The organism is Hydrogenophaga aromaticivorans (genome assembly GCF_013387465.1).
Classification (GTDB): Bacteria; Pseudomonadota; Gammaproteobacteria; order Burkholderiales; family Burkholderiaceae_C; genus Hydrogenophaga; species Hydrogenophaga aromaticivorans.
Map to the genome: position 1 here is coordinate 1 of NZ_VYGV01000020.1, position 23,037 is coordinate 23,037.

Sequence of the window (23,037 nt, forward strand, 5' to 3'; positions counted from 1 at the left end):
CATCAAGAAAGCGCGCGAAGGCAACACCCAGATGGGCAGCACCGAGCCCAAGCGTGGCCAGGGCGGCCTGGCCTGGCTGCTGCCCGCGAGCAACGACAAGGTGGAGATCAAGTTGACGGACCTGCCGAGCGCGCAGGCCAGCACCACCAGCCGCGTGGCGGGCAGGCCCACCAGCTGGGCCGCGCGCGGGTTGCCGCCGACCACGCGCACGGCAAAACCCGAGGGGGTGAGGCGCAGCCACAGGCCTGCGGCCAGGCACACCACCACGCCGATCACCAGGCCCCAGTGCACGTCGGAACCGGCGATGGTGCCGATGAGCAGGCCCTCGTCGAGCGCGGGTGTGGACGGCTTGTTCAGGCTGGCCGGGTCGCGCAGCGGCCCTTCCACCAGGTGCTTGAACAGGCCGATGGCCACATAGGCCAGCAGCAGGCTGCTGATGGTTTCGTTGATGCCACGGTACTGGCGCAGCCAGCCGGCCAGAGCCACCCACAACCCGCCGGCCACCGCCCCGGCCATGCAGATCGCCACCGTGCCGAACAGACTGGGCGGCAGCGGCACGGCGTGCGCCAGCGCCGCGCAGGCCAGGCCGCCCAGCACCAGCGCGCCTTCGCCACCGATCACGGTGAGGCCCGCGCGCGCCGGAATCGCCACACACAAGGCCGTCAGCATCAGCGGCGCGGCGCGCTGCAGCGTGTTCTGCCACGAGTACCAGTCGCCGAAGGCGCCCTTGAATAGCAGCACCCAGACCTCGACCGGACTCACCCCCGAGAACGAGACGATGAGACCGAACAGCAGCAGGGCCACCCCGATGGCGCCGACGGGAAGGAGGACGTTGCGCATGGCCTCGGTGCCTTCAGACGGAGCCGTTCACGCCTTCAACCAGGTAGTTCATCTTCTCGAGCTCCAGGTCGGTCTGCTTGAACGCCTTGCCGGCCGGAATGATGGTGGCGCCCTTGTTGTCCTTGAGCGGGCCTTTGAAGATGTCGAAGCTGCCGGCCATCATCTGCGCCTTCACGCCATCGGCCTGCTTCTTGGCCGTGTCGGTGACCGCGGGGCCGTAGGCCGACATCTTCACGAAGCCGTCCTTCAGCCCGCCGCGCACGAAGTTGGGGTGAGGCTTGCCGCTGCGCGCCGCCTCGATGAAGGTGGTGTAGGCGGTCAGCCAGTTCCACTCGGCGCCTGTGAGGTAGGCCTGGGGCGCGAGCTTGGCCTGGCTGGCGTGGTAGCCGCAGACCATCTTGCCGCGCTTGGCCGCGGTCTCCACGATCACTTTGGGGCCGTCCACGTGCATGGTGAACACGTCCACGCCCTGGTCGGCCAGGCTGTTGGTGGCCTCGGCCTCCTTGACCGGCATCGACCAGTCGCCGGTGAAGATCACGCTGCAGGTGATCTTCGGGTCGACCGAGCGCGCGCCCATGGTGAAGGCGTTGATGTTGCGCAGCACCTGCGGGATCGGCTTGGCGGCGATGAAGCCGATCTTCTTGCTCTTGCTCATGTGCCCGGCGATGACACCGTTGAGGTACTGGCACTCGTCGATGTAGCCGAAGAAGCTGGCCGTGTTCTTCGGGTGCTTGCCTTCGGTCCACATGCCGCCGCAATGGGCGAAGCGCACATCGGGGAACTTGGCGGCCACCGCCAGCATGTGCGGGTCGAAGTAGCCGAAGGACGTGGGGAAGACCAGGCTCGCCCCGTCCTGCGCGATCATGCCGGTCATGGTGCGCTGCACGGTGGCGGTCTCGGGCACGTTCTCTTCTTCCACCACCTTCACGCCCGGCATCTTCTTGAGCATGGCCGCGGCTTCGGCCTGGGCCTGGTTGTAGCCATAGTCGTCGCGCGGTCCGACGTAGATCACGCCCACGGTGATGGGCTTCTGCGCGAAAGCGAAGGGGCTGCTGGCCGCCGCGCCGAGCGCGGCCAGGGTCTTGATCGAATCGCGGCGGTTGGAGAAGAGGTGGCTCATGGGAACGCTCCTGGGGGTTGGTTGGAGGGGACGGGGTGAACGGATTCAGGCCAGCAGGCTGACGTGCGCGGCAACGACGCGCCAGCCCTCGGGCGTGCGAATCCAGGTCTGGCTCTGGCGACCGGTGCGGTCGCTGCCGGCGCGGAAGAACTCGGTGTTGGCGGTGGCGAAGTCGCGGCCGTAGGTGGTGATGACGGTCTTGCCCAGCGTGCGCGCCAGCCCGGCGGAGGGGCGGCCGGCGCGGAATTCGCGGATGGCGTCGTAGCCATACAGGTTTTCGGTGGCGCCATAGCGCAGCGTGTGCGGGCTGTTCCAGAACAGCTCGTCGAGCACGGCCACGTCGTTGCCCACCAGGGCCGCTTCGTAGCGCTCGAACACGGCCGTGACCTCGGCCAGCACTTCGGGGATGTTGATGATCACAGCGAACTCTCCTTCACTTGGGCCACACCCGACTGCGCGAGCGCCCAGCCGGCGCGAAGCGCCAGGTCTTCGCGCCAGGGCGCAGCAATCAGCTGCACGCCAATGGGCAGGCCACCGGTGCCGCCGGGCCACATCGGCGCGGTCACCACCGGGCAGCCGGAGAACGACACCGGTTGCGTGAGCAGCCCGATGGAGGGGCGGCAGGGGAGCTGCTGGCCATTGATGTCGACCCACTCGCTGCCGATGGCCGGCGCGGCCAACGGTGTGGCGGGTGCGATCAGCACATCCCAGTCGCGGAACAAGGCGTTGACCTGGTCGCGGTAGCGGCGACGGAAGCGCTGGGCGCGCACGTACCAGGCGGCCGGTTGCAGCGCGCCCGCGATGAGGCGGTCCACCGACAGCGGCTCGTGGTCGGCGGCCCGCGTGCGCAGGCTGTCCAGGTGCAGCTGACCGCCTTCGCTGGCGGTGACGATGAAGGCCGCAGCACGCGCGGCAGCGGCGTCGGGCCATTCGACGCCACGCTGCACGGTGGTGTGAGCGCCCAGCGCGTCGGCCGCCAGGGCCACGGCTTCGCGCGCCGCCGGTGTGGCCATCGCGTCGAAGTAGCCACCGAGCACGCCCACGCGCAGGCCCTCCACGCCCTGGGCGAGCGAGCCGGTGGTGGGCTCCACCGCGGTCGCGAAGCAGCCCGGGTCCTGCGGGTCGGGGCCCTGCAGCGCGTCGTAGGCCAGGGCCAGGCCGGGCAGGTCGTCGGCGAAGGGGCCGAGGTGGTCGATGCTGTGCACGAAGGGGAAACTGCCGCGCCGCGAGAGCCGCCCGAAGGTGGGCTTGAAGCCCCAGATGCCGCAGAACGACGAGGGCACGCGGATCGAGCCGTTGGTGTCCGACCCCAGCGTCAGCGGCACCTGGCCGGCGGCCACCGCCGCGCCCGAACCGCCCGAGGACCCGCCGGCCGTGCAGTCCAGGTTGTGCGGGTTGCGGGTGGGGCCGTAGTGCGTGTTTTCGGTGGTGAAGCCGTAGGCGAACTCGTCCATGTTGAGCGAGCCCACCAGCACCGCGCCCGCGGCCTGCAGGCGCTGCACCAGCACCGCGTCGGCGGTGGCGGGCGGGTGCGAGCGGTTCACCTTGGAGCCGGCCAGGGTCACCTCGCCCGCGATGTCGAACAGGTTCTTCACCGCGAACGGCACACCGGCCAGCGGTCCCAGGGGTTCGCCGCGCGCGCGTCGGGCGTCCACCTGCGCCGCCTGGGCGCGGGCGGCGTCGAAGCGCGTGCCGGTGAAGGCGTTCACGCGGGCGTCGGTGGTCTCGATGCGGGCGATGCAGGTCTCCAGCACCTCGGCGGCGCTGCGCTCGCCGCTGGCGATGGCCTGCACCGTTTGAGAAAGTGAAAGCGTGGGCATGGCGCGGCTCAACGGGACTGGTCGAAGGGCGCCGGGCAGAACAGCTCGGCCGGCTCGTCGTGCGGTGCCAGGGGAATGACTTCCAGCGTGGCCGCGAGGCCGGCCGTGCGCTGCAGGTGCACCGCCACGCGCGCGATCTGCGCCTCGTCCAGCGGCAGACCCACCACCACCGCGGCGGCCTTCACGTAGGCCAGGGTCTGCTCGTCGGTCATCGCCGCACCTCAGAAGGCGTGGCCATGGTGCGAGGGCCTTCGCAGCGGGGGTGGTGTGGCATGGCGAGACTCCTTCGGGTGGAAAAGAGGCCGGTGGACCGGGTTCAGGGGAAGGCGAGGCGTTCCGGCGCGGTGGCGGCCAGGTAGGCGCGCCAGCCGCCCAGGTGGGTGATGTCGGCCGCGCCCTGCAGCGCCAGGGGTTCGCACAGGAAACCCTGCACGCTGCTGCCGTCGGCCACCTGCAGGCTGCCGATGGACAGGGGCGCGGGCACCAGCGCGACAAAGCTGCCGTATTCGGAGAGCGGCATCTCCCAGACCTCGATCTCGATGCGCTCGCCTTCGCCGGGCGCCACGCGCAGCAGGCCGGGTTTGGGCGGCGTGGTGTTGGGCAGCGCGTAGAGGCGGTAGACGGGCGCGGTGTGGGTGCGGCTGATCAGCGTGGCACCGCGTTCGTTGAGCTGGCCGTTGAGCGGCATGCCGGAGAGGTGGGCCCCGACCACGGCCACGCGCACGCGCGGCGGTGCGGCGAGGGTCAGGCCGGTGATGGGCTGGGGCTCGGGCAGCGGCCGGCCGGTGGCGCCCTGGGTCAGGCCGGTGGCGTGGTGGTAGCGCTGGCCGAGTTCGGCGAGCTGCCAGTCGCTGCCGCAGCGGCCGATCAGCGTGATGCCGAATGGAAGACCGTCCGGACGGAAGCTGCTGGGCACCGACAGCGCGGCGTAGTCCAGCAGGTTGACGAAGTTGGTGTAGGCCCCGAGCTGGCGGTTCAGCACCACCGGGTCGGCGAGCATCGCTTCGATGGTGGGGTGCGTGGGCGCGGTGGGCACCACCATCAGGTCCAGGCCACGCCACAGCGGATCGGCCTGCTGGGCCAGGGCCGCCAGGCGGGTCTGCGCCGCCACCAGATCGGCCGCGCTGTAGGGGCGGCCGGCGCCGACGATGCTGCGCACCGGCTCGATCACCTCGGCCTCGTGCGCATCGAAGAAGCCGCGGATGGCTTCGTAGCGCTGGGCCACCAGCGCGCTGCCGTAGAGCATGTCGGCGCAGGCCGTGAACACGCTGAAGTCGATGGGGACGGCCTCGCCGCCGAGGTCTTTCAGGCGCTGAATCGCTTCGTCAAACGCTGCGCGCGCGGTCTCGTCGCCGAAGAACTCGGGTGTGGCGGGGAGGCCGAAGCGGAAGCGCGCGCCGAAGGGTGTGCTGGCCAGCGGCAGGCTGCGCGAGTACGGGTCCGCCGCGTCGTACCCCAGCGCGGTGGCCAGCACCTGGGCGGCGCGCGCCACCGTGGTGGTGAAGATGGACACGCAGTCCACCGCCTGCGCGGCGGGCACCACGCCCCGGGCACTGAGCAGCCCGCGCGAGGGCTTCAGGCCCACGATGTTGTTCAGGCCGGCCGGCACGCGGCCCGAGCCGGCGGTGTCGGTGCCGAGCGCGAATTCGACCTGGCCGGTGGCCACCACATAGGCCGAGCCCGAGCTGGAACCGCCCGACACATGCAGCGGGTTGATCGCGTTGGGCACGGAGCCATAGGGCGAGCGCGTGCCGTTCAGGCCGCAGGCGAACTGGTCCAGGTTGGTCTTGCCCTGCAGCGATGCACCAGCATCGAGCAGCTTCTGCACCACGGTGGCATGGGCGGTGGCGGTGTAAGCGAACGCGGGGCAGGCGGCGGTGGTGGGCCAGCCGGCCACGTCGATGTTGTCCTTGACCGCAAAACGCAGCCCCGAGAGCACGCCGGATCGGGTGCCTGCCAGCGGCTGGTCCGGCTGGTGCAGCCAAGCCTCCGGCGCCCAGGATGTGTCTGGCGGGATGGCGGCGGCCTGAGCGGGATGGGACTGATGCACCATGATTAAGCATTCCATCTTGTATCCAAGATTTGATGCAAGATCGGTGCCAGTTCGGACGAGCCGCGCCCGGGTGGTTTCGGTTTCGCCGGTTCGCTAGGAGGTGGCGGGGGCTCCCGGGTGTGCACAGACAAGCTGTAACCATGTCGTAACGGGTTTCACGGATAATTGAAACCAAATTACAGAGCCAACCGTTTCAGCAACCCATCAGGAGACTCCTTTCATGCCGCAACGCGCCACCAAGATCGTCGCCACCCTCGGGCCCGCTTCCAGCGATCCCGCCCTGCTGGAGGCGATGATCCGCGCCGGCGTCAACGTGGTGCGGCTGAACTTCTCGCACGGCACCGCGCAGGACCACATCGACCGCGCCACCCTGGTGCGCGAGGCGGCGCAGCGTGCGGGCCGCGAGGTCGGCATCATGGCCGACCTGCAGGGCCCGAAGATTCGCGTCGGCAAGTTCGCCGAGGGCAAGGTGATGCTGGAGCCGGGCCAGCCTTTTGTGCTCGATGCTTCGCGCACCGAGCCGGGTGACCTGGGCGGCGTGGGCCTGGATTACAAGGAACTGCCGCGCGACGTCAAGGCTGGCGACACGCTGCTGCTGAACGACGGCCTGATCGTGCTGACCATCGACAAGGTGGTCGGGCCGGCGGTGCACACCACCGTGAAGCTCGGCGGCGAGCTGTCCAACAACAAGGGCATCAACAAGCAGGGCGGCGGCCTGACCGCCCCCGCGCTGACCGCCAAGGACATGGACGACATCAAGACCGCCATGGGGCTGAAGGCCGACTACGTGGCGGTGAGTTTCCCCAAGAACGCCACCGACATGGAGCTGGCGCGCCAGCTCTGCAACGTGGCCGGTGCGTCCATCGGGCACAAGCCGGCGCTGATCGCCAAGATCGAACGCGCCGAGGCCATCCCCGAACTGGCCAACATCCTCAAGGTGTCCGACGGCATCATGGTGGCGCGCGGCGACCTGGCGGTGGAGGTGGGCAACGCGGCCGTGCCCGGTCTGCAGAAACACATGATCCGGCTCGCGCGCGAGATGGACAAGGTGGTGATCACCGCGACACAGATGATGGAGTCGATGATCGTCAACCCGGTGCCCACGCGCGCCGAGGTGAGCGACGTGGCCAACGCCGTGCTGGACGGCACCGACGCCGTGATGCTCAGCGCCGAAACCGCCGCCGGCAAGTACCCGCTGGAGACGGTCAAGGAGATGGCCAACATCTGCCAGGAAGCCGAAAAAGCCGAGTACAGCGAACTGGGCAACGACTTCCAGGGCAAAAAGTTCACGCGCATCGACCAGTCCATCGCCATGGGCGCGCTGTTCACGGCCCACCACCTCGGGGCCAAGGCCATCGTGGCGCTGACCGACTCGGGCTCCACCGCGTTGTGGATGAGTCGGCACAACGTGCGCATGCCGATCTACGCCGTCACGTCCAACCTGACCTCGCAGCGAAAGATGACCCTCTACCGCAACGTGCGCCCGCTGCTGATGGACACCAGTGCCGACCGCGATACGGCGCTGGCCGACGCCGAGGCGCACCTGAAGGCGCGCGGCATCGTGCAGAGCGGCGACGTCTACGCCATCACCGTGGGGGAGCCCATGGGGCAGCCCGGCGGCACCAACACCTTGAAGATCTGCAGAGCCCGTTGATCCCCCCTGCGCCGCTGCGCGGCCTCCCCCTGGGGACGCCGCTGGCGGCCTGGCAAAGCCAGTTCCGCGGCGGCCTTGGCTGGGGCACGGTCTCCGGAGCGCGGTTTGACTTGTTCCCTTTGCCCTGCGCGGGTTTGTCAACGGTGAGCCGGGCCCGCGGCGCTAAAATTCCCCGAGTTACCAACCGGTTACCAACTTGATTTAGGGGATTTTCATGGCTCTCGTTTCCATGCGCGAACTGCTCGACCACGCTGCGGCGAACGGTTACGGCATTCCGGCTTTCAACGTCAACAACCTCGAACAGGTGCAGGCCGTCATGGCCGCGGCCGACGAGGTCGGCGCTCCGGTCATCCTGCAGGCCTCGGCCGGTGCCCGCAAGTACGCGGGTGAAGCCTTCATCAAGCACCTGATCCAGGCCGCTGCCGAGATGTACCCACACATCCCGATGGTGATGCACCAGGACCATGGCACCAGCGTCAAGGTCTGCGAAGGCGCGATCGGCCTGGGCTTCGGCTCGGTCATGATGGACGGCTCGCTGAACGAAGACGGCAAGACGCCGTCGAGCTTCGAGTACAACGTGGACGTGACCCGCAAGGTCGTCGAGATGGCGCACAAGAGCGGCGTCACGGTGGAAGGTGAACTCGGCTGCCTGGGCAACCTGGAAACCGGTGACGCGGGCGAAGAAGACGGCATCGGCGCCGAGGGCAAGCTGGACCACAGCCAGATGCTGACCGACCCCGAAGAAGCCGCCACCTTCGTCAAGGCCACGCAGCTCGACGCGCTGGCCATCGCCATCGGCACCAGCCACGGCGCCTACAAGTTCAGCCGCCCGCCCACCGGCGACATCCTGGCGATCAGCCGCGTGAAGGAAATCCACGCCCGCATCCCCAACACCCACCTCGTGATGCACGGCTCGTCCAGCGTGCCGCAGGACCTGTTGGCGATCATCAACCAGTACGGCGGCCAGATGAAGCAGACCTGGGGCGTGCCGGTGAAAGAGATCCAGGAAGCCATCAAGCACGGCGTGCGCAAGATCAACATCGACACCGACATCCGCATGGCCATGACCGGCGCGGTGCGCAAGTTCATGGCCGAAAACCCCGAGAAGTTCGACGCCCGCGAATGGCTCAAGCCCGCCCGCGAAGCCGCCAAGGCGATCTGCAAGCAGCGCTATATCGAGTTCGGCTGCGAAGGCCAGGGCGCGAAGATCAAGGGCGACACGCTCAGCGTGATGGCCACGAAGTACGCCAAGGGCGAACTGGCGCAGAAGGTGGTCTGACGCCAGGTCGCCTCCGCTTCCCTGAAAGGCCACCCTTGCGGTGGCCTTTTTGCTTATTGCGGAATGTCGTTTTGTGGAAAACGACAGCGCCTCCCCTGTGATTGAGCCGTCGCTTGTGGCTGTCATGCCGGACGGTTACGACTTGAAACCATTGACCCTGAGCAAGCTTTCAAGAAACCGCCGGGCCAGCCGATGAACAACTTGTGACAAGGAGTTCCTGCTGCCTGTGGTGGCAGGGAAGGTCAATCAACCAGGGAAATCCCATGAAACACCTCCAGCATTCCAAATCGGTTCTGATCGCACTGGCTTTGACGGGGCTTGCGGCTTGTTCGACAACGGCGCCCCAGCTGTCCCAGCAGGTGCTCAATGCCCCGCAGGCGGTGCAGATCAAGCCCTTCAACCAGCCCGAAGTGGATGAGGCCGCGAGCGCCTATGTGGGCGCGTACGCCAGGACCGTGACCAGCAGCCTGCAGGCGGGCAAGTACATCGAGTCGCTGGCGTTTCGCCACCTGAACGCGGAATCCTGCCTGAGCAGCCGCGCCAGCCGCCTGCTGGGCAAGGAGCTCACGCCAGAAGACAAGGGCGGCCTGCTGTTGTCCGTGGTCTCCAGGGAGCAGATGCAGGCCTACCAGCAACTGTCCAACGGCCACCAGACACGGGGCAACAGTCTGGAAATGTTCTCCTGCGACCACGCCGGCTTGACGGTGGCGTCGAGCGCGAAGTACTGAACCCGGTCACCTGGGGCGCTGACCAGGCGTCCTTTCAGACACGTCGAATGTCCAGCGCGGGAACGATCAGGCGTGCCCGGCGCAAGGACCGACCAGCCCATGGTGCCTGAGGTGGAGCCCACGCCCGGCCGGTCACCCGACCTGCGATAATTCCCCGGAATGGTTCGGAGCCCGCTGACTGTTCGGTCACCGGGCTTTTTTCTTGGCTGTCACTTGTCCCTGCGCCCGATCATGACTTCCGCCCTCCACACCTCCGCCCTGAATTCCCTGCCCCTGCTCGCGCGCGGCAAGGTGCGCGACAACTACGCCGTGGGCAACGACCGCATCCTAATGGTGGCCTCCGACCGCATCAGCGCCTTCGACGTGATCATGGGAGAGCCGATTCCCGGCAAAGGCGCACTGCTGACCCAGCTTTCGCTGTTCTGGTTTGACCAGCTCGGCCCCAAGGGCCTGAACATCTGCCCGATCCACCTGACCGGCGAAGCGCCCGAGAGCGTGGTGAGCGAGGCTGAACGCGCCCAGGTCACGGGCCGCTCCATGCTGGTCCAGCGCCTGAAGCCGATTCCGGTTGAGGCCGTGGTGCGTGGTTACCTCGCCGGCAGCGGCTGGAAGGAATACCAGGAGAGCCGTTCGGTCTGTGGCGTGCCGCTGCCCGAGGGCCTGATGAACGCGAGCAAGCTGCCCGAGCCCATCTACACGCCCGCCGCCAAGGCCGAGATGGGCGAGCACGACGAGAACATCACGTTTGAGCAGACGGTGGCGATGGTCGGTGCCGACGTCGCCGCGCAGATCCGCGACAAGGCGATCGCGCTGTACAAGGCGGCGGCCGAGATCGCCCTCAAGAAGGGCATCATCATCGCGGACACCAAGTTCGAGTTCGGCCTGGACAAGGCCGGCACCGTGGTGCTGATGGACGAGGTGCTGACACCCGATTCTTCGCGCTACTGGCCGCTGGAAAGCTACGTGGTGGGCCAGAACCCGCCGAGCTACGACAAGCAGTTCCTGCGCGACTGGCTGGAGACCGCGCAGGTGAGCGGCAAGGCCTGGGACAAGACGGCGCCCGCGCCGCGCCTGCCCAAGGAAGTGATCGAAAAAACGGCGGCCAAGTACCAGGAAGCGCTCACGCGGCTGATGGGCTGAGGCCCTCGCGTCAAGTCGCCAGGCCTTCGGCAAACCCGGGCGCCAGGGCCCGACGCAGGAAATCCACAAACGCCGTCACCGCGCGCGGCACATGGGCCGAATACGGCCGGATGGCGTAAATCTGCTCGGCGAACGCGCCCACCGGCTGCCACTGCGGCAACACCATCACCAGCTTGCCCGCGAGCAGGCTGGCCTGGGCGCTGAAGTCGGGCAGCAGCGCGATGCCCAGCCCGCCGAGCGCGGCGTCGCGCAGGGCCTCGCTGTTGTTGGCGGCCAGCGAGCCCGACACCTGTACCGTCACCCGCTCTCTGCCCGCCGCGGGTTCCAAGGGCTCCAGCGTCCAGGCCGGCGTGTCCTGCGAGCGCGGGTAGTGCAGGCAGTTGTGGCGCGCCAGATCGGCGGGGGCTTCGGGCGTGCCGTGCCGGCGCAGGTAAGCGCGGCTGGCCACCAGCACCGAGCGTGTGGCACACAGCGTCCAGGCCACGTGGGTGTCGGGCGGGTGGGCGGTGTGCCGGATGGCGAGGTCGAAGCCCTCGGTGGCGAGCGACGACAGGCGGTCCGACATGTCCAGCTCCAGCCGCACTTCGGGGTACTGGCGCAGGAAATCGGGCAGGCGCGGCACCAGCTGCTGGCGCGCAAACGCCACCGGCGCCGTCACCCGCAGCAGGCCGCGCGGCGCGCCCGCCGCGTCGCGCACCTGCGCAAAACACTGGGCGATGTGTTCGAACGATGCCCGGGTGTCGTCCACCAGGCGCTGGCCGGCTTCGGTCAGGCGCACACTGCGCGTGGTGCGCTGCACCAGCGCCACGCCGGCCACACGCTCCAGTTCGGCCATGCGCTGGCTCACCGCGGCCTTGCTCACGCCCAGGCGTGCGGCGGCGGCTGTGTAGCTGCCTTGCTGGGCCAGCACGTTGAGCCAGTGGAAGTGGCCCCAGAGTTCGTGGACTTTCTGCTCATTCATGGATCCTATTGTTCACCATTTTGAACAATCATTTCAGGTTTATGGCCTTGTATCAGGCGGCCGTGCTTCCTACACTGCACCCACCATTGATCCCAAGAGACACACCATGACCACCGCCATCACACACTTCATCGCTGGCGCCCGCGCAGCCGGTTCCTCCACCCGCGCGCAGGACGTGTTCAACCCCGCCACCGGCGCCGTCACCGGCCGCGTGGCGCTGGCCAATGCAGCCGACGTGGAAACGGCCGTGGCCGCCGCGCAGGCGGCGTTCCCGGCCTGGTCCGACACGCCCCCGATCCGCCGCGCGCGCGTGATGTTCAAGTTCCTGGAGCTGGTGAACCTGCACAAGGACGAGCTGGCGCAGCTGATCACCGCCGAACACGGCAAGGTGTTCACCGACGCGCAAGGCGAGGTGGCGCGTGGCATCGACATCATCGAATTCGCCTGCGGCATCCCGCAGCTGCTCAAAGGCGATTTCACCGACCAGGTTTCCACCGGCATGGACAACTGGACCATCCGCCAGGCGCTGGGCGTGGTGGCCGGCATCACGCCGTTCAACTTCCCGGTCATGGTGCCCATGTGGATGTTCCCGGTGGCGATCGCCGCGGGCAACACCTTCGTCCTGAAGCCCAGCCCCATCGACCCCAGCGCCAGCCTGTTCATGGCCGAGCTGCTGAAGCAGGCCGGCCTGCCCGACGGCGTGTTCAACGTCGTCCAGGGCGACAAAGAAGCGGTGGGCGCACTGCTGGTGCACCCGGACGTGAAGGCGATTTCCTTCGTCGGCTCCACCCCGATTGCCAACTACATCTACGAGACCGGCGCCCACCACGGCAAGCGTGTGCAGGCCCTGGGTGGGGCGAAAAACCACATGGTGGTGATGCCCGACGCCGACCTCGACCAGGCGGTGGACGCGCTGATCGGCGCGGCCTACGGCTCGGCCGGCGAGCGCTGCATGGCGATCAGCGTGGCGGTGCTGGTGGGCGATGTGGCCGAGAAGATCATGCCCAAGCTGATCGAGCGCACCAAGGCGCTGAAGGTGCTCAACGGCACCAACCTCGCCGCCGAAATGGGCCCGATCGTGACCGCCGCCGCGCACCAGCGCATCACGGGTTACATCGAAGCGGGTGCGGCCGAAGGCGCCGAGCTGCTGGTGGATGGCCGGCGCTTCGACGCCAAGCAGACCGGCGAAGGCTGCGAGGGCGGTTTCTGGATGGGCGGCACGCTGTTCGACAACGTGACCACCGACATGAAAATCTACAAGGAAGAGATCTTCGGCCCGGTGCTGAGCTGCGTGCGCGTGCACGACTTCGCCGAAGCGGTGCAGATCATCAACGACCACGAGTTCGGCAACGGCACGAGCTGCTTCACGCGCGACGGCAACGTGGCGCGCGAGTTCGCACGGCGCATCCAGGTGGGCATGGTCGGCATCAACGTGCCGATCCCCGTGCCGATGGCCTGGCAGGGTTTCGGTGGCTGGAAGAAGAGCCTGTTCGGTGACATGCACGCCTATGGCGAAGAGGGCGTGCGCTTCTACACGAAGCAGAAGTCGATCATGCAGCGTTGGCCGGAGAGCATCGGCAAAGGCGCTGAATTTGTGATGCCCACGGCCAAATAAGCGCCCCCCTGCGCGCCCTCGGCGCTTCCCCCCAGGGGGACGCACGCTGGGGCCGGCGGAGCCGGGCCCTCGCGTGCCCTGGGTTGGCGCCCGCGCTCTGGCCACGGCGCCCACCACGATTCTTGATACCGTCTTGTGGGTTTTTTGCTGCTTTGGACGGCGCTGCGATTGGGGTGTACAACCCCATCGAAGGTTGGCTTTTTTGGGTGACAGGGAACAGCGAGAACGGAGTTGGTTCGAGTCACCGGACACATCGCCGATCAGGAAGGTTTGAGAGCTTGCATTGATTGCCACACCGCTGAGCGGAAGGAGGTCACCATGCGCAAGCGTATCTACTGGCTGCTGCCCAATGTGGCCAGCGCTCGCAGGACGATGGATGACATGTTGTTGGCTCGCATTGACGAGCGGCACATGCATTTTGTCGGCCGCGAAGACATCAAACTTTCCGGCCTGCGAGCGGCCAACATCCTGCAGACGTCTGATGTGGTGCGAGCCGCCCAGGTGGGTGCGCTCATCGGGGCGGTCCTGGGCTCTGCGGCGGGCATCGTGGTGTCCTGGTATCTGCCGGTCGCTGGCGAACCACCGCAAGGGGTCTGGGTCGTCGTGCTCGCGATGGTGGGGCTGGCCTTCGGCACCTGGGTCTCCAGCATGATCGGTGTGTCCACCCCCAGCCAGCGGCTCCGACGTTTCGAGCGGGCGATCCAACAAGGACAGATCCTGCTGATGGTGGACGTGCCGCAAGGGCGCGTTGAGGAAATCGAGTCGCGGTTGCAGACTTTGCATCCCGAGGCCCATCTGGAAGGCGTCGAACCCAACATTCCGGCCTTCCCCTGAGATCCCTGGTCGCGGCAACAAGTCGCTGGGGCGCTACCACCGGAGGGAACCATGGACATCGGGTCACATCGATCACGGGGGGTGTTGCGGCGCGAGCCATTCGCTTGCGCTGGCGCGCCCTGGACACCATGGCCATCGCCATCGCACTGCTGCTGATCGTCACCGGCACGGTGATCTTCCATTTGGTGACGCCCTGGTGGCTCACACCGCTGGCCTCGAACTGGAAGTCGATGGACGACACGCTGACGATCACCGTCGTCGTCACCGGGTTGTTTTTTGTCGTCATCAACCTGTTCGTCATCTACACCCTGTGGCGATTCCGTCACCGCCCGGGGGCAGGTGCGCGCGCGGCCTACGAGCCGAACAACCACCGCCTTGAGCGCTGGCTGGGCGGCATCACCACCGTCGGCATCGTGGCGCTACTGGCCCCGGGGCTGTGGGTGTACGCACGCTACGTCGACCCGCCGGCGGATGCGATGCAGCTCGAAATACTCGGCCAACAATGGCAATGGCGTTTTCGCATGCCGGGCGCGGACGGCCAGCTGGGCGTCACCGACCTGCGTTTCGTGGCGCCCGAAAACCCCTTCGGTCTGGACCCCGCCGATCCCGACGCGCAGGACGACGTGCTGATCGATGCCAACGAGGTTCACCTGCCGACGGACCGGTCGGTGAAAGTGATGACGCGCTCGCACGATGTGCTGCACGACTTCTTCGTGCCGCAATTCCGCGCACGCATGAACATCGTGCCGGGCCAGGTGAGCTGGTTCTGGTTCACCCCCACCCGGGCGGGGCGTTTCGAGTCCCTGTGTGCGCAGCTGTGCGGTGTCGGACACCCGGCCATGCGCGGCGTGGTCGTGGTGGAGGATGCTGCCGCCTGGTCGGCCTGGCTGCAACAGCAACCCACTTTCGCGGCGATGCGGGCCAAGGCCGACAGCGTGGCCGGCGCCGGTCTGCCCGACATGGCGGCGCAGGGCCGCGCCCTTGCGCAGGCCAAGGGCTGCGTGGCCTGCCACACGGTGGATGGCCAACCCGGCGTGGGTCCGACCTGGAAGGGCCTGTTCGGCAAGACCGAGTCCTTCACCGACGGTTCCACCGCGCGGGTCGACGAGGACTACCTGCGCGGCTTCATCCGCAACCCGAAGGCGCGCAACGTGAAGGGCTTTGCGCCGGTGATGCCGCAGATCGAACTGACCAACGACGAGCTCGACGCGCTGGTGGCCTACATCAAGACGCAGGGCGCCGAGCCCGCCCGGCCCTGACCTCCACAGGGAGTCCGCCATGGCCCTCATCGACACCAGCCACCACGATGACGCTCCGCGCAGCTTCATCACGCGCTACGTCTGGAGCCAGGACCACAAGGTGATCGCGGTGCAGTACGCCTGCACCGCCATCGCGGTCGGGCTGGTCGGCCTGCTGTTGTCCAACCTGATGCGGCTGCAGATCGGTTTCCCTGGCGTGTTCGAGTTCATCAACGCCGAACGCTACTACCAGTACGTGACCATGCACGGGATGATCATGGTGATCTACCTGCTCACGGCGCTGTTCCTCGGCGGCTTCGGCAACTACCTGATCCCGTTGATGGTGGGCGCGCGCGACATGGTGTTCCCGTACATGAACATGCTGAGCTTCTGGACCTACCTGCTCAGCGTGATCGTGCTGATGGCCAGTTTCTTCGTGCCGGGTGGTCCCACCGGCGCAGGCTGGACGCTGTACCCGCCGGCGGCCATCCTGCCAGGCACGCCAGGGTACGACTGGGGCATCATCCTCATGCTGGTGTCGCTGCTGATCTTCATTGTGGCCACCACGATGGGCGGCCTGAACTACGTCACCACGGTGCTGCAGGCGCGCTGCGAAGGTATGACGCTGCTGCGCATGCCGCTGTCGGTGTGGGGCATCTTCGTGGCCACCATCCTGGCACTGCTGGCGTTTCCGGCGCTGTTCGTGAGCGGCGTGATGATGCTGCTGGACAAGACCCTGGGCACCAGCTTCTTCATGCCCGCGCTGATCTCGATGGGGCAGGCCACCAGCACCAAGGGCGGCAGCCCCCTGCTGTTCCAGCACCTGTTCTGGTTCTTCGGCCACCCCGAGGTCTACATCGTCGCGCTGCCGGCCTTCGGCATCGTGTCCGACCTCATCAGCGTGCATGCGCGCAAGGCGATCTTCGGCTACCGGACCATGGTCTGGGCCATCGTGGTCATCGGGGGCCTGAGCTTCGTGGTCTGGGCGCACCACATGTTCGTGAGTGGCATGAACCCCTGGTTCGGTTTCTTCTTCGCCACCAGCACGCTGATCATCGCGGTGCCCACCGCGATCAAGGTCTACAACTGGGTGCTCACGCTGTGGCGCGGCGACATACACCTCACGCTGCCGATGCTGTTCACGCTGGCCTTCATCCTCACCTTCCTGGCCGGCGGGCTGACGGGGCTGTTCCTGGGCAACGTCAGCGTGGACATCCCGCTCTCGGGCACCTATTTCGTGGTCGCCCATTTCCACATGGTGATGGGCGTGGCGCCGCTGCTGGTGGTGTTCGGCGCCATCGTGCACTGGTACCCCATGGTCACCGGCCGCATGCTCGACGAACGCCTGGGGCGCATCCACTTCTGGATCACCTTCCTCGGCACTTACGCGATCTACTTCCCGATGCACTACCTGGGTGTGATGGGCATGCCGCGGCGCTACTACGAGTATGCGAACTACGCGTTCATTCCCGCCTCGGCCCACACGCTCAACGCCTTCATCACCGTGGTGGCCTTGATCGTGGGCGCGGCACAACTGCTGTTCGTCTACAACCTGCTGTGGAGCGCCTGGCGCGGGCGCCGTGCCGAGCCCAACCCCTGGCGCGCGGCCTCGCTGGAATGGGCCACGCCGCACACGCCGCCGCGCCACGGCAACTGGGGCCCGCAGCTGCCGGTGGTGCACCGCTGGGCCTACGCCTACAGCGTTCCGGGTGCGGCACAGGATTTCATTGCACAAAACGCGCCGGCGCAGGCCGGTGGCCAGGAACCCGAGGCGTCTGCGTTGCCGACCACGCCCCGTCACGGAGCCCGATCATGAACACCACCACATTGCGTGTCGGAGACCCGGCCGCCACCCGGGCGCGTGCCGCAGCGACCGGCCTGTGGCTGTTCATGGGCGTGGTCAGCGCGCTGTTCGGTTTGTTCATCGTCGCCTACGCGATGCGCATGGAGGCGGCCGACTGGTCGCCGATCGGCATGCCGCCCCAGCTGTGGCTGAGCAGCGGGTTGCTGCTGACCGGCGGCCTGCTGCTGCAGCGCGCGGCCACGGCGGCGCATGCACTGCGCCACGCCCAGGCGCGGCGTCTGCTGCTGGCCGGCGGCGTGGCTGCGATGGCTTTTCTGGGCTCGCAGCTGTGGGCCTGGCAAAGCCTGCTGGACGCCCGCGTGGTGCTCGCGGGCAACCCGGCGGCCAGCTTCTTCTATGTGCTTACCGCCTTGCATGGATTGCACGTGATCGGCGGCCTCGTGGCCTGGAGCGCCACCGTGCAGGCGGCCGGGCCGCCACCGGCCGAACCGCGGCGCCTGGCGCTGCACATCACGCTGTGTGCGCGCTACTGGCACTTCCTGTTCGCCGTGTGGGTGGTGCTGTTTGCCGCGCTCGGCTGGCTGACACCCGAAGTGGTGCGCTTCATCTGCGGCCGCGCCTGAAAGACCGCCATGAGCAGCCTCACCACCCGAGCCACCGCCCCGCTGAGCGCCGAAACCTCTGCACCGGTGCCGGGGCTGCGTGGGCTGGTGGCCGACTGGTCGTCCGACCGCCAGGCCTTCCACGTCGCCTGGGGCAAGGCGATGATGTGGTTCTTCCTGCTCAGCGACACCTTCGTCTTCGGCAGCTTCCTCACCGGCTACATGGCGGTGCGCATTTCCACCACCGTGCCGTGGCCGAACCCGAGCGAGGTCTTCGCGCTGCACGTCGGCGGTGCCGACGTGCCGCTGCTGCTGATCGCGGTGATGACCTTCGTGCTCATCACCAGCAGCGGCACCATGGCGATGGCCGTCAACTGCGCCTACCGCCGTGACCGTGTCAACGCGGCGCGGCTGATGTTCGTGACCGCGGCCTTCGGTGCCCTGTTCGTGGGCATGCAGGCCTTCGAGTGGACCAAGCTGATCGTGGACGAGGGCGTTCGCCCCTGGGGCAACCCGATGGGCGCGGCGCAGTTCGGCTCCAGCTTCTTCATGATCACCGGTTTTCACGGCCTGCACGTCTCGGCCGGGGTGATCTACCTGCTGGTGGTTGCGGTGCGCCTGCTGCGCGGACGCTACGAGAGTCGCGGGCACTACCAGATCGTCGAGATCACCGGCCTCTACTGGCATTTCGTCGACCTGGTGTGGGTCTTCATCTTTGCCTTGTTCTACCTGTGGTGAACGCCATGCAAACGACCCACGACGCCCTCCCCGGGCAGCAACAGCACCCGATCGGCCTGTACCTGAAAGTCTGGGCGCTGCTCTTTGTGCTGAGCATGATGTCTTACGCCGTGGACTATTACCACCTGCAGGGTTTGTGGCGCTGGAGCCTGATCCTGCTCTTCATGCTGCTGAAGGCAGGCCTGATCGTGGCCGTGTTCATGCACCTGGCCTGGGAGCGGCTGGCGTTGATCTGCGCCATCTTGCTGCCGCCGCTCGCCCTGATCACGCTGGTGTGGCTGATGGCTTCGGAGGCCGGCTACGTGCACCTGACGCGGCTGCTCTTCTTCCGCTAGCGAGCACACGAGGGCGAACGCCATGCCGAAACCTCCCACTGCACTGGTCGCGTCACTGCCGCGTGGCGGGATGACGTCCTGGCGCAGTTATGTCGAACTGGTGAAGCCACGCGTCATCGCGCTGATGATGTTCACGGTGGTCGTCGGCATGCTGCTGTCACAAGCGGGATGGCCCCACTGGACGGTGCTGGCCTTCGGCACGCTGGGCATCGGCCTGGTGGCCGCCGGCGCGGCCGCCGCCAACCACGTGATCGACCAGCGTATCGACGCGCTGATGGCGCGCACGCGCGGCCGGCCGCTGCCGCGCGGTGTGCTGGGCACAGCGCAGGCCATCGTCTTTGCCGCCACCCTGGTGACGTCCGGTCTGGCGTTGCTGCTGTGGGCGAGCAACCTGCTGTGCACCGCGCTCACGCTGGCATCGCTGCTGGGTTATGCCGTGGTCTACAGCCTGGTGCTCAAAAAACGCACGCCACAGAACATCGTCATCGGAGGCGCCGCCGGTGCAGCGCCTCCGCTGCTGGGGTGGGTGGCGGTGACGGGGCAGGTGGACGCGGGCGCACTGGTGCTGTTCCTCATCATCCTGATCTGGACGCCGCCGCATTTCTGGGCTCTGGCGATCCACCGCCGCGACGACTACGCCCGCGCCGGCATCCCGATGCTGCCGGTGGTGCGTGGCGTGTCGTACACCACGGCGCGCATCCTGTACTACAGCATCGCCCTGGGCGGGGTGTCGCTGCTGCCGGTGGCCATCGGCTTGAGCGGTCCGGTCTACCTGGTCGGCGCACTCGCGCTCGGCGCGCGCTTTATTGCCTTTGCCTGGCGCCTGCGCCGGGACAGCGCGCTGGCGATGCCCACCTTCCGCTATTCCATCGTCTACCTGTTCGCGCTGTTTGCGCTGCTGCTGGCCGACCACTGGCTGGCGGCCTCAGGCTGGCCCAGCTGATGGATCCAACCGAGTGCACCACCCAAGGACTGCATGACGGCACGGCGGCAGGCATGAGGCAGCACATTGAATCGGAGGTCGCCATGTCCGTTCCTGACCGCTTGTCATCTTTCCTGCTGGTGCACGACGCCGACTACGACTTCCAGCCCCATCGGCACTCCCGCGGCAGCTCGGACAGCGCCCATGCCGCCCATGTGCCACCGCACCAGCTGGCCAAAGCGGTGGTGCTGGAAGATGAAGCCGGCTGCGTGATGGCCGTGGTGCCGGCCGATCGCTACGTGCGGCTGGGCCGGGTTTCTCAGCTGTTGGCGCGCCAGCACCTGCGCCTGGCCGACGAGAATCGCATTGCCGCGCTGTTCCCGGATTGCGAACGCGGCGCCGTACCCGCGCTGGGCATGGCCTGGGGCCTGGAGACGGTGGTCGATGACGAACTCGAGAACCTGAGCGTGGTCTACATCGAATGCGGCGATCACGAGCGGCTGCTCAGGCTGGAGCACAGGCAATTCCATGCGCTGATGCGCCAGGCAAGACATGGGCAGTTCAGCGGACTGCGCATCCACTGAACCTGAACCACCGCCGCCAAGCCGCGGCGAAGTCGCCGGCCCTCATTCCACGAGGTCGCGGTAGGCGTGCCAGCTGGCATGTGCCAACCAGGGGAATATGACGATCATGCCCAGCATGAGGGTGGCGAAGCCGATCAGCACCAGGCCCGCGATCAGCGCGGCCCACACCGCCATGGCACCTGGGTTCACCAGGCAGCAGCGCATGCTCGTGATGGTGGCTGTCACCGCGTCAACCGGCCGGTCGAGCAGCAGCGGCGCACTCACCACCGACAGCGTGAACACCATGACCGCGAACGCAGCGCCAACACCAAAGAATGCCAGCAACAGTGGCCAGTACTCGCCCGAAAACAGCACGTTCTGGACCACCGCCGACAGGTCGGGCACGGTACCGCCGTAGGAGAGCGCGAAGATGATCGCAGCGACCCGCTCCCACAAGATCAGCGACAGCGTCAGCATGAGGCCGAACAACGCGATCGAACCGGTGTTGGGCCGCCAGGCGAACATGGCCCGCGCCATATCGATGCGTTCGTGGCGCTCGATTTGCGCCGACATGGCGTACAGCCCGATGGCCACGAACGGCGCCACCAGCAAGAAGCCACCGATAAAAGCCGGCACCAGGTAGGTGGCGCCCCAGCTGAGGGCCAACAGCATCACACCGAAAGCGGTGATGTACAGGCCGTAGGCCAGGCTGGATCGGCCCGATTGGGCGAGGTCCGCGTAGCCGTGGCGCAGCCACACGAGCGGCTGCATGGTTTCAACTCGGCGCACATGGGGGGTGTCCACGGCCGCGTGTCTTTCAAGGGCATGGTCCATGACGGTCTCCTGCTTGAAGGGGCCAACGCAGATCGGCCCGCCGCAGGCTGCGGTCATCGGTGGTGCGGCCAGCCAGCCACCCGCCCCTCGTCGGCGGCGCAGGGTGCCGACCACGCCAAGGGTCGACATGCACAGGCAATGCTAGACCTGTGCGGCGCGCTGCGGCTGATGTCTGCGACCCCAGCAGGGTTTTCTAGGTGAAAACCATTATCACCGGCGCCATGCTGCGGTTTCCTGTTTCAGTTGGGTCGGCAAACTGCCGATACGGGCCTGTGCCTGCGCAAAGCGGCTGGGTCGCGCCACCCTGTGTGCACCAGCCACCCATCCGTGAAAACCACTCAATTCCGGGGAGCCTTTCAACAATGAACTTCTTTTCTCAACGCCGTCTTGGGCAAAGGTTGGCCTGGGGCTTCGGGACCGTCCTGGCACTGCTGCTGGGTATCGCCGCCTTGTCCCTGATCGGCATGCAGAACCTGAACCGCACGCTGCAGGAGGTCGTGATCCAGGGGGGGCATCGCACAGCGGCGGTCGTTGGCATGGAGCGAAGCGCCTATCGATTCATGTCTTCGTTGCGCGACATTCGTGGCTCCGAACTGTCCGACAGCGAGGCGATGATGAAGCGCCTCAGACAGGACTGGGACACCTATCTGAGCAAGGAGAAAGCCGCCAAGGAGAGCCTTCCTGAGAACGATGCGAGCGTGGCAGCCCTGTTTGACCAGGTGGGTCAGCGGGCCCGGGCGGTTCATGAGGTGATCCCTTTGGGCGAGAAGGAGAGTGGCGGGCGAGGGGAGCCGGCCGTCTTCTTTGCCATCTCCCTCGCCCTTGGACAGGACGCGGCGGCATGGAACACCAAGTACCACCAGTGGTCAGAGGGGCTGGTGGCGCTGTCCGCCTGGGACGATCGCGCCAAGGAAGCTTCGGTGGCAGACGCCTCTGCCACGGCTGACGGGGCGCAAAAGGTGGTGGTCGCCGGCAGCCTCATCGCCCTGCTGTTCGGTGCCCTGACCGGATGGCGCATCACGCGCGATGTGACACGGGGGTTTTCCGCGACGGTGCAAGCCACCGAGCGCATGGCCCGGCACGATCTTTCGGTGCCGGTCGAGACGGGCTTCAACGGTGAGTTGGGCGTCCTGGCGCGTTCGCTCGAACTGATGCGCGTGGCACAGCACGAACTGGCGCAGGGCGTGCGCCAGGCCTGTGGGGGCATTGCCACGGCCAGCGCCGAGATCGCCCAGGGCAGCCAGGACCTGAGCGGGCGCGCCGAGATGGCCGCCACCAACATGCAAGGGGCCATCGGTGCCCTGACCCAGCTCAACGCGTCGGTCGATCAGTCGGCGCTGTCGGCGCAGTCGGCCAACGCGCTCGCCGCCGAGGCGCAAACGGCGGCCACGCGTGGTGACCATGTGGTGGGTCAGGCCGTGGCGACCATGAACGAGATCGACGCCGCCTCGCGCCAGATCGCGGACATCACCGCCATCATCGATGGCATCGCGTTCCAGACCAACATCCTGGCGCTCAACGCCGCCGTGGAAGCCGCCCGCGCCGGCGAACAGGGGCGGGGTTTTGCCGTGGTGGCGGCGGAAGTGCGCAGCCTGGCGCAGCGCAGCGCAACGGCCGCGCGCGAGATCAGAGGCCTGATCGAGGCGACGCTGGAAAAGGTGGCCTCGGGCAGCGAGCACGTCAAGCGGGCCGGTGGCGCCACCCATGAAATCATGACCTCGGTGCAACGGGTTTCCTCCACGATTGCCGCGATCACCGGCGAAACGGCGCAGCAGCGCCAAGGCATTGGTCAGGCCAGCGCCTCGGTCAGCGAGCTGGACCAGGGCGCACAGCAAAACGCGGCACTGGCCGAGCAGTCGGCCGCCGCGGCCCTGTCGTTGCAGGACCAGGCCCAGCGCCTGAAGACCCTGGTCGAACGCTTCAGACTGGAGCGTTCTCCGGCCTGACGACAGAGGCC

General features: G+C 67.2%; 22 protein-coding genes. 14 read left to right on the forward strand and 8 right to left on the reverse strand.

Translation table 11 applies throughout. The annotated features are described in order from the left end of the window. The 6 genes from F3K02_RS21150 to atzF all read right to left on the reverse strand — a co-directional run. On the reverse strand, positions 1-840 hold an 840-nt coding region (locus F3K02_RS21150; protein ID WP_177137615.1), incomplete at its 3' end, for an ABC transporter permease. A 13-nt stretch (positions 841-853) separates the two neighbouring features. Further along, positions 854-1,960 carry a BMP family ABC transporter substrate-binding protein gene (locus tag F3K02_RS21155; RefSeq protein WP_177137616.1) on the reverse strand — a complete coding sequence of 369 codons (1,107 nt, stop codon included), beginning with the start codon at positions 1,958-1,960 and terminating at the stop codon, positions 854-856. 45 nt (positions 1,961-2,005) lie between these two features. Further along, on the reverse strand, positions 2,006-2,380 hold the full coding sequence (hpxZ, locus tag F3K02_RS21160) for an oxalurate catabolism protein HpxZ (protein WP_177137617.1): 375 nt from the start codon (positions 2,378-2,380) through the stop codon (positions 2,006-2,008). Beyond that, positions 2,377-3,780, reverse strand: coding sequence for an AtzE family amidohydrolase (locus tag F3K02_RS21165; RefSeq protein WP_177137618.1), 1,404 nt, complete (start codon positions 3,778-3,780; stop codon positions 2,377-2,379). The genes hpxZ and F3K02_RS21165 overlap by 4 nt, the downstream gene beginning before the upstream one ends. Before the next feature lie 8 nt (positions 3,781-3,788). Then, positions 3,789-3,992: an AtzG-like protein gene (locus tag F3K02_RS21170; RefSeq protein ID WP_177137619.1), complete on the reverse strand. Its 204-nt coding sequence runs from the start codon at positions 3,990-3,992 to the stop codon at positions 3,789-3,791. 104 nt (positions 3,993-4,096) lie between these two features. Next, positions 4,097-5,833, reverse strand: a complete 1,737-nt coding sequence (gene atzF / locus F3K02_RS21175; RefSeq protein WP_177137620.1) for an allophanate hydrolase — start codon at positions 5,831-5,833, stop codon at positions 4,097-4,099. Between the two features lie 220 nt (positions 5,834-6,053). On the opposite strand from atzF, the gene pyk reads away from it, so the two are divergent. The 4 genes from pyk (at position 6,054) to F3K02_RS21195 (ending at position 10,634) form a co-directional block, all read left to right on the forward strand. Further along, a complete protein-coding gene (gene pyk / locus F3K02_RS21180; protein WP_177137621.1) occupies positions 6,054-7,487 on the forward strand; it encodes a pyruvate kinase in 1,434 nt (477 codons plus the stop codon). Positions 7,488-7,701: 214 nt separating this feature from the next. After that, on the forward strand, positions 7,702-8,766 hold the full coding sequence (fba, locus tag F3K02_RS21185; protein ID WP_177137622.1) for a class II fructose-bisphosphate aldolase: 1,065 nt from the start codon (positions 7,702-7,704) through the stop codon (positions 8,764-8,766). A 263-nt stretch (positions 8,767-9,029) separates the two neighbouring features. Continuing rightward, positions 9,030-9,494 carry a hypothetical protein gene (locus F3K02_RS21190; protein ID WP_177137623.1) on the forward strand — a complete coding sequence of 155 codons (465 nt, stop codon included), beginning with the start codon at positions 9,030-9,032 and terminating at the stop codon, positions 9,492-9,494. 231 nt (positions 9,495-9,725) lie between these two features. Next, positions 9,726-10,634 carry a phosphoribosylaminoimidazolesuccinocarboxamide synthase gene (locus F3K02_RS21195; RefSeq protein ID WP_177137624.1) on the forward strand — a complete coding sequence of 303 codons (909 nt, stop codon included), beginning with the start codon at positions 9,726-9,728 and terminating at the stop codon, positions 10,632-10,634. A gap of 10 nt (positions 10,635-10,644) precedes the next feature. Here F3K02_RS21195 and F3K02_RS21200 read toward each other — a convergent pair whose 3' ends face one another. Then, positions 10,645-11,595 carry a LysR family transcriptional regulator gene (locus F3K02_RS21200; protein ID WP_177137625.1) on the reverse strand — a complete coding sequence of 317 codons (951 nt, stop codon included), beginning with the start codon at positions 11,593-11,595 and terminating at the stop codon, positions 10,645-10,647. A gap of 106 nt (positions 11,596-11,701) precedes the next feature. On the opposite strand from F3K02_RS21200, the gene F3K02_RS21205 reads away from it, so the two are divergent. The 9 genes from F3K02_RS21205 to F3K02_RS21245 all read left to right on the forward strand — a co-directional run bounded on the left by F3K02_RS21205 (position 11,702) and on the right by F3K02_RS21245 (position 20,267). Next, the gene (locus F3K02_RS21205; RefSeq protein ID WP_177137626.1) at positions 11,702-13,210 is read left to right on the forward strand and encodes a CoA-acylating methylmalonate-semialdehyde dehydrogenase; all 1,509 of its coding nucleotides are present in this window, start codon (positions 11,702-11,704) and stop codon (positions 13,208-13,210) included. Between the two features lie 318 nt (positions 13,211-13,528). Next, positions 13,529-14,044: a DUF1269 domain-containing protein gene (locus tag F3K02_RS21210; protein WP_177137627.1), complete on the forward strand. Its 516-nt coding sequence runs from the start codon at positions 13,529-13,531 to the stop codon at positions 14,042-14,044. A gap of 128 nt (positions 14,045-14,172) precedes the next feature. After that, positions 14,173-15,303 (forward strand): cytochrome c oxidase subunit II, encoded by a 1,131-nt coding sequence (locus F3K02_RS21215; RefSeq protein WP_177137653.1) that lies wholly within the window; start codon positions 14,173-14,175, stop codon positions 15,301-15,303. 19 nt (positions 15,304-15,322) lie between these two features. Then, positions 15,323-17,098 carry a cytochrome c oxidase subunit I gene (locus tag F3K02_RS21220; protein WP_177137628.1) on the forward strand — a complete coding sequence of 592 codons (1,776 nt, stop codon included), beginning with the start codon at positions 15,323-15,325 and terminating at the stop codon, positions 17,096-17,098. Further along, a complete protein-coding gene (locus F3K02_RS21225) occupies positions 17,095-17,709 on the forward strand; it encodes a cytochrome c oxidase subunit 3 (protein WP_177137629.1) in 615 nt (204 codons plus the stop codon). Before F3K02_RS21220 ends, F3K02_RS21225 begins: the two co-directional genes overlap by 4 nt. 9 nt (positions 17,710-17,718) lie before the next feature. Beyond that, on the forward strand, positions 17,719-18,426 hold the full coding sequence (locus F3K02_RS21230; RefSeq protein WP_177137630.1) for a heme-copper oxidase subunit III family protein: 708 nt from the start codon (positions 17,719-17,721) through the stop codon (positions 18,424-18,426). A 5-nt stretch (positions 18,427-18,431) separates the two neighbouring features. Continuing rightward, on the forward strand, positions 18,432-18,761 hold the full coding sequence (locus F3K02_RS21235; protein ID WP_177137631.1) for a cytochrome C oxidase subunit IV family protein: 330 nt from the start codon (positions 18,432-18,434) through the stop codon (positions 18,759-18,761). A 70-nt stretch (positions 18,762-18,831) separates the two neighbouring features. Further along, positions 18,832-19,704 (forward strand): heme o synthase, encoded by an 873-nt coding sequence (cyoE, locus tag F3K02_RS21240; RefSeq protein WP_218179538.1) that lies wholly within the window; start codon positions 18,832-18,834, stop codon positions 19,702-19,704. A gap of 83 nt (positions 19,705-19,787) precedes the next feature. Beyond that, positions 19,788-20,267, forward strand: coding sequence for an aminoacyl-tRNA deacylase (locus F3K02_RS21245; RefSeq protein ID WP_177137633.1), 480 nt, complete (start codon positions 19,788-19,790; stop codon positions 20,265-20,267). Between the two features lie 42 nt (positions 20,268-20,309). Here the strand turns inward: F3K02_RS21245 and F3K02_RS21250 are convergent, their stop codons facing one another. After that, a complete protein-coding gene (locus F3K02_RS21250; RefSeq protein WP_177137634.1) occupies positions 20,310-21,209 on the reverse strand; it encodes a DUF2189 domain-containing protein in 900 nt (299 codons plus the stop codon). 233 nt (positions 21,210-21,442) lie between these two features. On the opposite strand from F3K02_RS21250, the gene F3K02_RS21255 reads away from it, so the two are divergent. After that, complete coding sequence (locus F3K02_RS21255; protein WP_177137635.1) at positions 21,443-23,026, forward strand: methyl-accepting chemotaxis protein; 1,584 nt, start codon at positions 21,443-21,445, stop codon at positions 23,024-23,026. The last annotated feature ends 11 nt before the right edge of the window (positions 23,027-23,037 follow it).